Genomic DNA, 13008 nt, shown 5'->3' on the forward strand with positions numbered 1-13008 from the left:
ATCAGGCTGCCCTCAGCTTCACCGACCTGCTGCGACAGGCCGAAGGCGAAGGTCTCCCACCTCCGCTCAAATCACAGCGCCTCACGGCGCACGCCGTTATCTAGACAGACCCGATCACAATCACACACCCCTACCAGGCCAGGCCAACGTCACGCTCGTCTCGTTCAGCGGAATATGTATCGCGCGATACATTTGTAGCGTATCATGCGATACATGGATGATATTGAACCAGCTCTCGCCTTCGATGATCCACATCAAGCTAAGATCATTCTCAGCGCCTTCGTCGAAGCTCAGCGCGACCTCGATGACCGCCGCGACCCCTTGGTGCGGGGCGCTTTGGCCTCCGGGGTTGACCCCTCCGAAATCCATGCGATCACCGGAATGTCCCGCTCCACCATCGACCGCATCCTGTCGCCCACGGCGCGCCGCGCCTATCGTCAAGGCGACCGTGACGCCGTCCTGGTCGCGGACCCGTTCCCGCCAGCCAACGAATATGCCTTTATCCTGCGCGCTCGCGCTGCGCAACTCTGGGGCACATCGCCGCAGCAGCCCGCATTTCCCGACCCAAGCTCACTGATCGACGATGAACTCGCCGGGCGTGCCATGATCTACCGGGGCGCCGCCAAGATGCTGGAAGGCGCTCCTCCACCCAACCTCACCGAGGACGCCTGGCTGCAATTAATGGCCGCGCGTTTCCGCCGGGCAGCAACCTCAAGCCGCACTATGGCATCCTCATCCGCTCGCAGCCAGGCCGACGGGCGGACTTACCGGGAGACATACATCCAGATGGCCCGTGAAATCACTGCGATTCGTCGCTATGGCCAGGCCGCGCTCGATCCCGCCACCGGTGTTTTCAGCGCAGAGGAGATCGCCGCCGGCCGTGACCTAAGCCTCCGAAGTGACGCCAGCTGAATTGAGCCGGGTTGCGATGGGCTTGTTCAAACACCTGCTCCCAGTCATCGTCCAAGAGCGTCCACGCCAAGATCAGATCTCCCGGTTACCACTTGCGACGCGTCAGCGCGCTTACCCATTCGAGCGGCTCCCGAGATCGGGAAGCATCGCACCTCCTCCGAACCACCACTGCCTGTCGGTACGCCTCCCGCGTGACGATCAGAAGCTGCAATCGCGATCTACTGCAGAGCTACTTGGCGGCTGAGGACACGTTCGGGAGGAGACGGCGGTCACAAGAGCCATGCCCAGACCCAGGGGCATGGCTCTCGTTTTCACCAACATTTCCAAGACAGTTGATCAGCAAGTGGCTCTCAAACTGACCGACATACGGCTCTCGGATTCACCTTCATAGCCAGTTGGGCGGCGACGACGTCCAGGACCTCGTTCGGCACCTCCAGCGGATCAGCGAGGAAGCATCCCAGGTAGCGAACGGTCACGAGCTGGAGGGCGAAGCCGCACCTGATGTGCCGCCCGCGATGCCCCTTGATGAGGGCCATGTCCTCGTTGTCGAGGAAGAAGATCTTCTCCATCTCGGCCCGGGAGGGCGGACCGTCGTAACGGCCGTACTTCGCCGCTTCTGAGTCGCCCAGGAAGTCGACAGGCATGCACGCAACGTATGACCCATCCGACACAGCGTCATCAGAGCGATGCAACCGTTACCAAGCGCTACCTACCGTGACAGTAGGTAGATCAATGTCGCGCTGTGAAACCGAACGGAATCCGGCGCGGGCCGCGTTCGGAGGCAGGGAAACGCTCGGCTCGCTGACCAGCGGGTACCCCGTTAACGCCGGATTCCGTTCCAAATCTCTCTGACCCCCGACTCCCGTACCGGGATGGGTCCGATGCGCTCGTGGGCGCGGCCCGGCTCCGCGTCGCGAGGTCCGGGGGGACCGTGCTCGATGCCGTGGGGCCGACGAAGGAGGCCCTGCGGTGCCGATCGCCCCCAGCCCGCCACAGCGCGGAAGTGGCAGGGCGTCCGGCGCAGCGGTCAGCTCGCGCACATCACCCACTTCATCGCAAGGAGGAAGGTTCAGCCGGTGACCCGTGCCAGGAACTGGCCCTTGGCGTGCTCGTCGGTCTCCCGGGTGCCGTAGCCGGTGGCCCACAGGCCGCCACCCGGCACAGCGCCGAGCTGCTTGATCCGGTAGTCGTCGAGCAGCGGCGGTTTCGGCGCCTGCTGCCAGGCGGTGCCGTTCCAGCGCAGCAGCACACCGACGCTGCGCGCGGTGGCGTCGTCCTGCCCGCTGCCTCCGGCCCACAGCTCGGTGCCGTTCCAGGCCAGCGAGGTGATGGAGGATCCGTACCAGCCGGTGATCGCCGGGGTCGGCGTCACCGTCCACGCGCTACCGTTCCAACGCATGGCGAACGCCTCGCGCTTCTTGACCGAAATGCCGTTGGCCTCGTAGGTGGTCCGCTGACCGGCCGCCCACACCTCGCCGGGCCGCGCGGCCACCGCGTCCAGGGTGGTCTCGACCAGCGCTTCCTTCGGCGGATCCGGCAGCCGGGACCAGGTGTGGCCGTCCCAGTGCAGCACCAGGGTGTGCGCGTCGGCGCTCGGCCCGTAGCGGTTGGTGGTGCCGACCGCCCAGACGTTGTCCGGCGCCAGAGCATGCACCGCGCTCAGGTCGGTGTTGCCCGCGAGCGGCGGGAGGCTCATCTTCTGCCAGGCGGCGCCGTCCCAGCGGATCACACCCGCCGTGGAAACCTCACCGCTCGACTGGTAGGACCTGCCGACCGCGAAGGCGGTGCCGCCCACCGCGGCGACATCATCAAGGTAGAAAGGGTTGTTCTGTTCGGTCGGGTACGGAGTGAGGGTCCAGGCCGTACCGTTCCAGTGGTAGGCGATGGTCGAACCGGTGGCCCACACGTCGTTCGCCGCGGCGGCCGACACCGAGGTCAGCGCGCCCCGGCAGGTGTTATCCGGCCGGTCGTTCACCCATGCCTGACCGTTCCAGCGGAACAGGTCGGGGCAGACCACACCCTGCGGCGGGTACGGCCAGCCCTCCATCCGCACCTGCCCCACAGCCCAAGCTTGGGTGCTGCTCAGCGCGGCGACATCGTTGAGTTCCTTGAGTTGCTTCTCGGATTCGACGTATCCGTAGGGAAAGGACAGGTGGTCCCAGACCGGCGCGAGTGTCGCGCCCGCCGGGGCCGCGGTCGCCAGGCCCGCGGTCGCCAGGCCCGCGGCGAGCGCGACCGCGCCGAGAATTCTGCTGGATGCCAGGGATAATATTTTTCGCTTGGTCACGAACGCTTTCGTACCATCGCCGGTCAGCCGCGCACATGGCCTAGGGAATGCATAGGGGCCCTGGAGGAATCGTAGGGGCCCCTTAGGGGTGCCCACATTACGATAGGTCGCCGACCATATGCGAGGAGAATTCGTCACAGAAGACGGACATCGAGCGCCAGCGCCCCGAGATTGGCCAAACGACCATTTCTTCTGACCTGTGGGGCGCGGTAGGCCAGTGCTTTGGCCAATGACGTTTTCTCGCTGAATTTCAGCTCATCTACCGGTGTTCGAAATGGACGAGAACGAGCGCGGCGCGGACCAGATCGCTGACTCTGCTGGGGGCTGAGCGTTCCTGGCGTATTGGCGGGGTCAGCAGTGGCGGTCCGCCAACAGTTTCCACCACGAGCGGTTGTCGCGATACCACACTTTCTCCGCCAGGCCGGTGGTGAAGTGCTTGCCTGGCAGGTAGCCCAGCTCGGCGGTGATCTTGCTGTGGTCCAGTGAGTACCGGGTGTCGTGGGCCTTGCGTTCCTCCACGTACGTGACCATGTCCCGGTCGCGTCCGCACGCCTCCAGCAGCAGCCTGGTCAACTCCTTGTTGGTCTGCTCCCGCCCGCCGCCGATGTAGCAGACCTCGCCGGTCGCCCGCCGACCCGCACCAGTTCGATGCCCGCCACGTGAATGTCGGTGTGCAGTCAGTCGCGTATGTTGCCGCCCGTCCCGTACAGGGGGCACGGGGAGCCCGTTCAGGAGGTTCGTGACGAAAAGTGGGATGATTTTCTCGGGGTAATGCTGGTGCCCGTAGTTGTTGGAACAGCGGGTCACCCGCACGTCAAGTAGGCCGCACCAGTGCCGCACTGGTGGGATCGGCCAGGCCGAGCGCAGCCGGCTCGGCTTGGCTGGTTCGCTTTCTAGCTCATGCACGTCCTCTGACTCAGAGTTCCTGCGCGTTGTCGGGTCGCCGACGTGCCATGAGAACTCCCCCGAGCGTGCTCTCAGCTGAGCTCAGAGTCATCTGTGCCTCGACCGTGAAGCCAGCGTCATTGAGCCAGCCGACCATCTGGTCAGGCTGGCGACGATGGACGTAGACCTTCATCGGATGGCCGCCGTAGCCTTCGGTGATCAAGCGAGGCTCGTCACCGACGTGGAAACTGAGTAGTAGCGGACCATCGGGCCGCAATATTCGCCGGAACTGCGTGAAGACCCGACCGATCTCGTCATCGGGAATTCGGCAACTGGTCCACCGCCGGCGGCCTGCACCATGTCGGCGAACAGCCCCAGGAACGCGCGTTCGTAGGGCGTTTGATCGAGTAGATCACGCACCTGGTCCGCATAGCTTGCGGCAACGGTGTCATAGGACGTCTGGGTGTCAGTCAGCCAACCTTCAGCGAACATGCCGGACAAGATAGCCCAAGGAGGGCGGATGCATGATGGTGCCGGAAGGGGGGCTTGGTGTGTAGGAAGCCCTCAGGCTAGGAGGCCCAGGGTTTCGGGCGTTTCCCAGGCGGTGAGCTGCCGCTCGGGGTCGGTTTCCTGCTGCGCGATCTTGTTGATCAGGTCGGCGAGGGCCCTTTTGGACGCCCAGGCTCTGCGCTCACTGCCACCTGAGACGGAAACAGCACCGCTCGGGGCGAAGAGATGCGAGCATATTCGGCATTTGTCGCTCGTTCCTTCGAGGATGCCCGTGCGCCGTTACCGCTTCGGCCTGATCGCCGCGCCGCTCGCGTTCGTTCACCTGGTCGTGGCCGTCGCGGCCGGCGTGCTCGCGCTGGTGAGCGGGGACCCCGCGCTGCTGCGCGAGCTGGTCGCCAGGGGCTGGGACACCATGCTGGTGCCCCATGTCGGGTGGGTGGAGCTGGTCCTGGTCGTGGGCGGCGTCGTGCAGAGCTGGGCCCTGTGGCAGGTGCTGCGCGGGCGGCGGCTCGGCGGGCCGGCCGGCAGGAGGAGGGCGATCGGGCTGCTGCGGGCGGCCCTGTACCTGAGCGTCGCCTCCGATCTGTTGTACCGGCTGCCGCTGCCGTACCAGTGGTGGTTCGGGCTGCCCGAGGAGCTGCTGCGGTTCGCCATCGTGCTGCTGTTCTTCGTGGTCGTGGCCGGGGCGCTGCCGCGATGGCTGCGGCTGGTCGGCCTCGTGGCGGGCCTGGCGGACGCCGTCATCGCGGTGCTCGGCACCGTCGCCTACCCGCTGGGCCCGGACTCCTGGCTGAGGGTCTTCTGGGCGCACCCGCTGGGGAACGTGCTCCACCTGCTGTGGTTCGTGCCGGTCCTCGCGGGTCAGGCGAGGGACACCCGCTGGAGCGTGGCCACCGTGCGGTTCGGGGTGGTCGCGGCGCCGCTGTCGCTGCTGTCGTCGACATCGTTCTCGACGATCGGGATCGGGGGCGGGCTCGACTTCGGCATGGTGCTGCGCATGCTCCTGGCCGTCACGGACGTCTTCGTGCTCACGTGGGCGGCCCGCTCGGCCCACGAACTGGCCGAGGCCCCTCACCCGCGGCCGCGGCCGCGGAAGATCCCCTCGCCCGCGCCACGGCGGCCGTGGGCCCTGGCCGCCGTGGCGGTGGCGCTCCCGCTGGTCCCGGCGGCCGTCAACGTCGCGGGCGGGATGCCGGTGTGGATCGGCCCCAGGGGTGCGATCGAGGAGTTTTTCCGCGAGGTGCCCGGCGATCCGGCCGGGTTGCTCTGGCTCGCCGTGGACGTGCTGGTCGGGGTCGGGGCCCTCGCCGTCCTGGTCCTGGTCGCGGTCGTGCGCAGGACCAGGCGGCTGCTGCGCGCCACGATGCTGTCACTGACCCTCGCCGCCGCGGCAGGCGTCCTCACCGCGCTCACCGCCTGGCCCGACGAGGACTGGGACGTCTCGGTGTTGGCGGAGGAGCGGCTGCGGCTCTACCCGGACGGGCTGTTCACCCTGGGCGAGAGCGGCGAGCTGCTGTTCGGCCTCTCGCCGCTGTGGTACAGCGCCGCGTTCGCCGCCTCCGCGATCATCCTGTTCTTCCTGTACGCCGCCCCGCCCGCGGCCCGCCTGCGCCACCACGTGCTGGTGACGGCCGCGGCCGCGTCCGTGGCGCTGTGTCTCCTGCCCGTCGCCGACCACGCGCGCGGCCCCGTCACCACCGTCCAGGACTGCTCGCCGAACCAGCCATGGCAGGACGCGAGGGTGGGACCGCTGCCGCCCACCGGCCCGCGCGCCTTCATCTGCGCCGTGCGCGCCAACCAGGCGCTCGGCCTCGCCGACACCACGCCCGACCAGGTGCTGCTCGCCCACGGACACCGCCTGTGCGCCGCCTACACCCGCAACGACCCGGACGAGCTGGCTCGCATCTACGCCGCGGAGGGGCTGGACGTGCGCGAGCTGTACGGCGTGCTCGCCACGATCTGCCCGGCCGCCGACGCCGACGTCAGGGACGACCTGGCCGCCGAGGACCGCCAGTTCGCCGAGTCCGACGCCGAACACCGGCGCAAGTGCGCGGCCATCCCCCGCCATCGCCCCCTCATCAAGCCCGCCAAGGCGGTGCGGCTGAAGGAGCCGCAGTGGCCGCAACCGGAAGGGGTGGAGCTGTACGACCCCGAGACGGGCGCCGACCCCTACGACGGCGTGTTCGACCACAGCCTGGAGAACGGACTGGTCGGCGCGGGGCCCGGCCACGTGGCGGTACACACGCACGCCGACTACGCCGTCTGCGTCACGCTGGAGACCTACGCGCGCCGCCCGCCCGTGGAGACCAAGGGCTGGGACCACGTCGCCGAGGTCGGCTACGACCACCGCGGCGGCCGGATGGTCTTCAGAGCAAGCACAGGCGGCATAGAGTGGCCCGACCTGTCGCTCGACGGCCGCAAGGGGCACTACCGCATCCGCGTCCACTTCGCCTGGTTCGCCTGGAAAGGCGAGGAACTGGGCAGTCAGCGGCTGCTGATCATGGCGTACCCGGGGCAGGGCGACAAGCTCGTCACCTACCGCAAGCCGTCCAGACGCTGACCGGGGCCCGCGGCCGGTGGCACGCCGAGGGCCAGGAGCGCGATGGTTATCTCCGGCCGCATGGCGGGCCGGGAGCGTAGGTATGTGTCAGGGCAGGTGGGTAGGTGCCCATGACGGAGATGAGATCCGGTGAAGAGGTCCCCGACTGCACAAGCCGGGGACCTCTTTTTTCTACGCTCGGTCAGTCAAGAGGAGCCACACGCCGCTCCACCAGTACGGGCCTTACGTGCCTCACCGAGCATCAACCCGCTGACCAGCCGGAACACTCAACAACCCAAGATAAGCGCCGTAGCGGCCGAGGCTGGCCAGGTGCTGGTGGCGGCTCTTGGCCTGGAGTTCGGGCGCGCTACGGGCGGCCTCGGCGAGGTGCTGCAGGGCAATGTGGCGGAGCTGGTGCAGGGTCCAGCCGTCACCGTGCGGATCGAGCTCGGTGGAGGCGGTCTTGAACAAGTGCTCGGCGCGGGGGTAGGACAGCCGGCCGCGCCTGGTGACGCGGCAGATGCCGGCGGCGGGCCCGGGGCGGCCGGAGGTGGGAGCGCGCCGGTCGGCCAGGAAGACGGGGCCGGCCTGGCGGCCTTGGAGCAGGCGGGGCAGCAGGCGGGCGGTGGCGGTGGCCCAGTGCAGGTATTCGAGGGCGCCGCCCTTGGATGTGACGCGGGCGCGTCCCGAGGGCTGAGCCCGGGATCCCCGTGGCCGACGACGACCCGAATGATGGATCTTCAGAAAGGAGGCGAGCTTGGCCGGATTTCCCGCCACGGTCGCGGTGGACGGCGGGATGAGGGTCTAACCCTTGTACCGCCAGTCCAGGCGGCCTTTCTCCACGCCGGGCTGCCAGTCGCGCACCGGCTCGCCCCGTTCCAGGGCGCGGGCGGTGACCTTGAGCAGAGCCAGGAAGGAGGGCCAGATGTCGCCGTCGTCCGTGTGCAGGCCGTCCTCGCTGTGGAAGCTGCCGGTGCGGCCGGTGTCCGGGTCGACGAACAGGTTGCCGCCGGTGCTGTCGTAGCCGAAGGGGATCAGGCGGCCGTGCCACCAGTATGGGCTCAGCTCCGGGTCGTCGAGTGTGATGTCGCAGTTCACCTGCCAGTCGCGCTGCATGCCGTGTACCGACATGGCGTTGTAGATCGGCGGGAAGGAGAAGCCCCAGTCACTCGCCCCGTCGTGGCGCAGCAGCGAGGCCCGCAGGTCGTCGGGGAAGCGCGCGCCCATGGCGGCCTCGGCCCGCGCGATCGCCAGGGGCGTGGCCGGCGGGCGCAGGCTCTTGTACGTGCCGGGCGCGTGCCGGGCGAGCCAGCGCTCGATGCGCCGCCAGGTGGCGTTCACCTGGGCCGTGACGGCGGCTCGCGGGGTGCGCACGACGGGGGCTCGGTGGTCGGGCAGGCAGCCGGTGGCGCGCTTCTCCGCGTTGGTCGGCGGCGGCGGGGTAGGCGTGGGCGTGGGGGTGGGGGTCGGACGCGGCCCGCCCGCGCACCCGCCCGGCAGCGGCGCGGGCTCCTCGGCCCAGCGCAACTCGCAGCTCCCGCTCACCGTCGCGTACGACCCGCCGATCGCGCCGCCGCCCTCCAGCGCGTCGGCCAGCGCCTCCAGCATCGCCGCGTGCGACGGGAAACCCATCGGGCCGTCGTAGCGGAGCCGCTCGCCGAAGGCGGCCTCGCCCACCCGCCCGGTCCGGGGCTCGACGAACAACTCGCGTCCTGAGGCGTCGCTGCCGGTGGGCAGCAGGCTGCCGTGCCAGGTGCCGTGCTCGGGATCGGCGTCCGCCAGGTCACCGGCCAGGACGAGGTTCTGGCAGTTGCCCGTGTTGATGTAGTCGATGTCGTTGACCTCCAGCAGGCCGTACCCGCCGGGGAGCCGGAAGCCGTCGCCCAGGTTGCCGTCCGCGCCGTCGTGGCGCAGGTAGGAGGCGTACAGGTCGTCGGGCAGGCGGCGGCCCGCGTAGTGCTCCCACTGGGCCAGGCGCTCCGGCTCGGCGCCGAAGCGCAGCTTGCGCAACGTGGCCGAGGCGTGCGCGCCGAGCCAGCGCTCGATCCGGTCCCACGCCGCGCTGACGCGGGCGGCGAGCGCCGGGTCGGGGGTGCGGACGGCGAAGCTGGTCGGCTCGGGCTCCGGCAGCACCTCCCCGGCCTCCCGCTCCCGCTGCCGCTGCCCGACGTAGAGCGGCGGGCAGCCGACGGAACGCGCTTCGTCGGGCGTGAGCATGGCGGCCGCGATGGCGGCGTCTCGCTCCGGCGAGCCGCAGGACATCGTGTCATCGACGAAACCGCAGAAATAGCTCTCGTCTTCGAGATGCGCGTCGGAGGTGAGGCAGCCCAGCAGCAGCACAGCCGCGAGTCCGAGGGTGAGGGGCCGAGGTAAGCCGATCATGAACGCGTACGATACGGCAGTGCGCCGACAGATCGCCGGGGCGCGGCCTCTGGTCTCGGCCCATGCCTTCGTCGTAGCCACGGGCGCCACTGGCAAGCTTGGCGGGTGGCGCCGGGCGGGGGCGGGATGGCGGACCGCAAAGTCCCACACAATCCCTTCCAGATCAGCCAGTGGGGCCTCGTCATCGTCGTGAGCAAGCGCATCACCATCCTCGCGGCCTATGCCGCGGTTGTCCGACGTTCGGTCAAGGAACCGCTGAAGCGTTTCCGATCTGCTTCGTGCCGGGAGACCGCAGCCGCTCAGGTCGAAGTCGAGCAGGGGTGGCGCCGTGAGGGCGGCAGGCCACCGATATCGGTCCTCCCAGCGAGGGCGAGTGGATTGGCCTTGGACTTGGCGTAACACTGTGCGTGCGAGCCAGGTCGCCGCGTACGGTCACAGCCGTGACCCTTGCTCCCGCGGGACCGCCCACCCGCGACCCAGTCGATGTTGCCGCTGACGCCTGCCGGCGCTTCGCCACGCACCTCGAGCTGCTGGCGCACCAGCTCGGCGAGGCCGCTCTGGAAACAGGCGATCGTGAGCGCCTGGCCGCCGCGCTAGAGGCGGTCGCCAAGGTGGCCGCGAACATTGACTCGGTGGAGAGCTGACCGTCCAGAAGCCCGCGCCCCCTGCCCCGCCCCCGCTCTCGGCTGCTTGTTACGCGTCCAGCAACTCGTACAAGAACTCGCTGAAGCTGACACGATGCCAGCCGTCGAAAACCACGGCAGACGGACCGGAGGCGATGTGCTCCGGCTCTCGGCCATGATCACGCCGCTGGAGCGGCAGTGGTGTTCATCCGGGAGCCGGCGCGGGTGCTTCGTCGCTTCCGCTGGAGGCCGCGAACGCCTGGTCCATCTGGCGGCGGAGTCCGGCGTCGGTGAGGAAGTCGATCGCGGTCATCGCGAGAGTTTTGGCGCCGTCGATGACCGCCTGATCGCCCTCGGGAGAGACGGCGGACGCGGTGAACTCCCGGGCGAAGTACCGGGCTGAAGCGGTCTCCGGGACGACGTTGGGCGCCGATCCTCCTTCGGTGAGCACGCCGGTGATGCGCTCGGAGCCTGCCAGATGCTGCCGTAGCTGAGCCACCGCCTGGTAGGCGAGGACGAGGGCGTCGAGCGCGCTTCGCGCCGCCTGCGGTGCCAGCGCCGCGTGGGCGGCCCGCCCGATGAAGGTGACCTCGGCCTCGGCCAGGCACTGGGTACGCACCGCCTTGAGATTGGTGTTGGCGGGATGGAGCATCATCGCCGCGTCGATGCCGTCCCAGGCGCCGGCGCGGGCGAGGAGCTCCTTGCCGCAGCCGCGTTCCTCGCCTGGGGTGCCCAGGTAACGGACCGTCCCGGGCAGCCGGTCGTCCAGGCGGTGCAGGGCGAGCGCCGCGCCCAGCCCTACCGCGGCGATGATGTTGTGGCCGCAGCCATGGCCGATGTCGGGCAGGGCGTCGTACTTGGAGACGAGCGCGACCGCCGGGCCCGCCGACGTCCCGAACTCGGCGACGAAGGCGGTCTCAAGTCCGAAGGCCGGCCGCTCGACGTCGAGCCCGGCCCTCTCGCCGGCCTGCGCCAGCCAGGTGGCGGCATGGTGTTCGTGGAAGGCGAGCTCGGGTGTGGCATGGATGCGGTGGCTGAGCTCCAGCAGTGTGGGGGCCAGCTCGTCGACGGCCGTCGCGATCTTGCGCTTGAGCTCGTCGCGGTGCCGAGCGGTCATGCCTGCTCCTTGTGCGCCCGCAGGAAGTCCAGGACGATCGCGGTGGTCTCGTCCAGGCGCTCGTAGTGCGGCAGGTGGCCCACGCCGTCGAGCAGGCGCAGGTCGGCGCGGGAGAACACGGTGCGCAAGACTTCCTCCGGCGGCATCGGGGTCACCGGGTCCTGGCGTCCCCACACGACCTGGACGGGCACGCCGGTGGTGTCGAGGAACCGGTACAGGTATTCGGCGGCGTCGACAGGGACGTTGCCGAGCGCGGACAGCAGGCTGCGCTTGAACCCCTGATAGCGAAGCTCCGGCAGCAGGCGCGCCTGGATGCGGGCCACCACGCGCCGGTCACGCGAGTAGCCGGGCAGGCGGGAGGCCAGCGCCCGGTCGCCGAAGAGGTGGAAGAAGGGCAGGCCGATGCCGGGCAGCATGGCCAGGCGCAGCCCGAGGTTGAGCGGGGTGGCGAACCCGTCCGGGGAGACCAGGCACAGGCGGGAGACCCGGTCCGGGTGGCGCACGGTGAACTCGGCCGCGATCGGGCCGCCGAACGCCAGGGCGACCAGGGTCACGGGGCGGTCGATGCCGAGCGTGTCCAGCAGGTCGATGATCTGCTCCTCGAACAGGTGCTGGTCGTAGTCGACCTCCGGGCGGTCGCTGAAGCCGATGCCGTAGCGGTCGTAGCGGATGGTGCGGTAGCCGGCCTGGGCCAGCCGTTCGAACAGGCCGTCCCACACCCACAGTGACAGGGTCGCACCAGGTATGAACAGGATCGGCTCGCCCGCTTCCGGGCCGTCCGTCACGACGTGCGTCGTGCCGTGGCGGAGCCGGACGAACGACCCGGGCGCGTCCTGCCGGGCGCGGGCGTCCATCGGGATGGTCTCGCCGCGGGAGCGGCTCAGCAGCGCGGGCAGGGCGATCGCTGTGGCGGCCAGGGCGAGTCCGGAGCGCAGGCTCATGGGTTGTCACTCCTTCACAAAGGGGGCATGTAAGCTAATGACCGTTGGTCATTCTTCTGACCGCTGGTCATTCTGGAGGAATGACCAGCGGTCAGTCAAGCCGATCGGGAGGCGTGATCCATGAGCAGGGGCCTGGAGACCACGCGGAAGCGCGAGATCAAACCGGCCGGCGAACGCCGCGCCCAACTGTTGGACGCCGCGCTGGACGTCTTCGTCGAGCGCGGGGTGGCCGAGGCCACCATCAGCGACATCACCGCGCGGGCCGAGGTCGCCAAGGGCAGCTTCTACCTGCACTTCTCCGCCAAGGAGCAGGTCGTGGCCGCCCTGTGGGAGCAGTACGTGGCCGGCTATCTCCGGCTCGCCGAAGCCGTCCTTGCCAACCGGACACCGCAGGACGACTGGATCGACGTGCTCACCGACCTGCTGGAGCGACTGATCGAGCACGCCGTGGACCACGCCGAGCTGCACCGCGTCATCTACGGCTCCGCCGACGCCAAGGCGCTCGCCCTGTGTGCGGAGACTAACCAGCAGGTCATCGCCCTGCTCGCGGAGGCGATCGAGCGCGGGATGAACGCCGCGGTCCTGCGACCGGCCAGCCCAGAGGTCCTCGCCCGGGTCACTTACCACGGAGTGCACGGCGCCCTGCACGACATGATCTCCGGCACCGCGCCGTACGACAAGGACGAGGTCGTCGCGACCGTCCGCGACATCGCCGCCCGCGTCCTCGGCCCCGACCGATGACGCGCTCTATGGACCTGGGGGAACGCAGGCTCTGTTGGGCCGGCCATGCCTCCCCGGCTGGTAGTGCCGAT

At 69.2% G+C, this 13008-nt stretch carries 13 protein-coding genes; 4 read left to right on the forward strand and 9 right to left on the reverse strand.

Annotation, left to right across the window (positions count from 1 at the left end):
* The first annotated feature begins 213 nt into the window (after positions 1-213).
* On the forward strand, positions 214-912 hold the full coding sequence (locus AB0J64_RS47910) for a hypothetical protein (RefSeq protein WP_364043027.1): 699 nt from the start codon (positions 214-216) through the stop codon (positions 910-912).
* A 350-nt stretch (positions 913-1262) separates the two neighbouring features.
* On the opposite strand, the gene AB0J64_RS47915 is transcribed toward AB0J64_RS47910, so the two are convergent.
* The 5 genes from AB0J64_RS47915 to AB0J64_RS47935 all read right to left on the reverse strand — a co-directional run bounded on the left by AB0J64_RS47915 (position 1263) and on the right by AB0J64_RS47935 (position 4576).
* Positions 1263-1556: a DUF4158 domain-containing protein gene (locus AB0J64_RS47915; protein WP_364043029.1), complete on the reverse strand. Its 294-nt coding sequence runs from the start codon at positions 1554-1556 to the stop codon at positions 1263-1265.
* Positions 1557-1981: 425 nt separating this feature from the next.
* Complete coding sequence (locus AB0J64_RS47920) at positions 1982-3199, reverse strand: hypothetical protein (RefSeq protein ID WP_364043031.1); 1218 nt, start codon at positions 3197-3199, stop codon at positions 1982-1984.
* A gap of 351 nt (positions 3200-3550) precedes the next feature.
* Positions 3551-3772 carry a hypothetical protein gene (locus tag AB0J64_RS47925; protein ID WP_364043033.1) on the reverse strand — a complete coding sequence of 74 codons (222 nt, stop codon included), beginning with the start codon at positions 3770-3772 and terminating at the stop codon, positions 3551-3553.
* Between the two features lie 343 nt (positions 3773-4115).
* Positions 4116-4307, reverse strand: coding sequence for a hypothetical protein (locus AB0J64_RS47930; RefSeq protein WP_364043035.1), 192 nt, complete (start codon positions 4305-4307; stop codon positions 4116-4118).
* Positions 4304-4576: a hypothetical protein gene (locus tag AB0J64_RS47935; RefSeq protein WP_364043037.1), complete on the reverse strand. Its 273-nt coding sequence runs from the start codon at positions 4574-4576 to the stop codon at positions 4304-4306. Before AB0J64_RS47935 ends, AB0J64_RS47930 begins: the two co-directional genes overlap by 4 nt.
* 289 nt (positions 4577-4865) lie before the next feature.
* Between AB0J64_RS47935 and AB0J64_RS47940 the strand changes: the two genes are divergently transcribed.
* The gene (locus tag AB0J64_RS47940; RefSeq protein WP_364043039.1) at positions 4866-7154 is read left to right on the forward strand and encodes a hypothetical protein; all 2289 of its coding nucleotides are present in this window, start codon (positions 4866-4868) and stop codon (positions 7152-7154) included.
* A 231-nt stretch (positions 7155-7385) separates the two neighbouring features.
* Here AB0J64_RS47940 and AB0J64_RS47945 read toward each other — a convergent pair whose 3' ends face one another.
* Positions 7386-7910 carry a hypothetical protein gene (locus AB0J64_RS47945; RefSeq protein WP_364043041.1) on the reverse strand — a complete coding sequence of 175 codons (525 nt, stop codon included), beginning with the start codon at positions 7908-7910 and terminating at the stop codon, positions 7386-7388.
* Between the two features lie 27 nt (positions 7911-7937).
* Positions 7938-9515, reverse strand: coding sequence for an SMI1/KNR4 family protein (locus AB0J64_RS47950; RefSeq protein ID WP_364043043.1), 1578 nt, complete (start codon positions 9513-9515; stop codon positions 7938-7940).
* 440 nt (positions 9516-9955) lie between these two features.
* Here AB0J64_RS47950 and AB0J64_RS47955 point away from each other — a divergent pair, with 440 nt between their 5' ends.
* A complete protein-coding gene (locus AB0J64_RS47955; RefSeq protein ID WP_364043045.1) occupies positions 9956-10159 on the forward strand; it encodes a hypothetical protein in 204 nt (67 codons plus the stop codon).
* A gap of 184 nt (positions 10160-10343) precedes the next feature.
* On the opposite strand, the gene AB0J64_RS47960 is transcribed toward AB0J64_RS47955, so the two are convergent.
* Together AB0J64_RS47960 and AB0J64_RS47965 are read right to left on the reverse strand one after the other, a co-directional pair.
* Complete coding sequence (locus AB0J64_RS47960; protein WP_364043047.1) at positions 10344-11255, reverse strand: amidohydrolase; 912 nt, start codon at positions 11253-11255, stop codon at positions 10344-10346.
* Positions 11252-12196, reverse strand: a complete 945-nt coding sequence (locus AB0J64_RS47965; protein ID WP_364043049.1) for an alpha/beta hydrolase — start codon at positions 12194-12196, stop codon at positions 11252-11254. The genes AB0J64_RS47960 and AB0J64_RS47965 overlap by 4 nt, the downstream gene beginning before the upstream one ends.
* Positions 12197-12316: 120 nt before the next feature.
* On the opposite strand from AB0J64_RS47965, the gene AB0J64_RS47970 reads away from it, so the two are divergent.
* On the forward strand, positions 12317-12937 hold the full coding sequence (locus tag AB0J64_RS47970) for a TetR/AcrR family transcriptional regulator (RefSeq protein ID WP_364043051.1): 621 nt from the start codon (positions 12317-12319) through the stop codon (positions 12935-12937).
* Positions 12938-13008: the final 71 nt, after the last annotated feature.

It is taken from the genome of Nonomuraea sp. NPDC049695 (assembly GCF_040674955.1).
GTDB classification, from domain to species: domain Bacteria; phylum Actinomycetota; class Actinomycetes; order Streptosporangiales; family Streptosporangiaceae; genus Nonomuraea; species Nonomuraea helvata.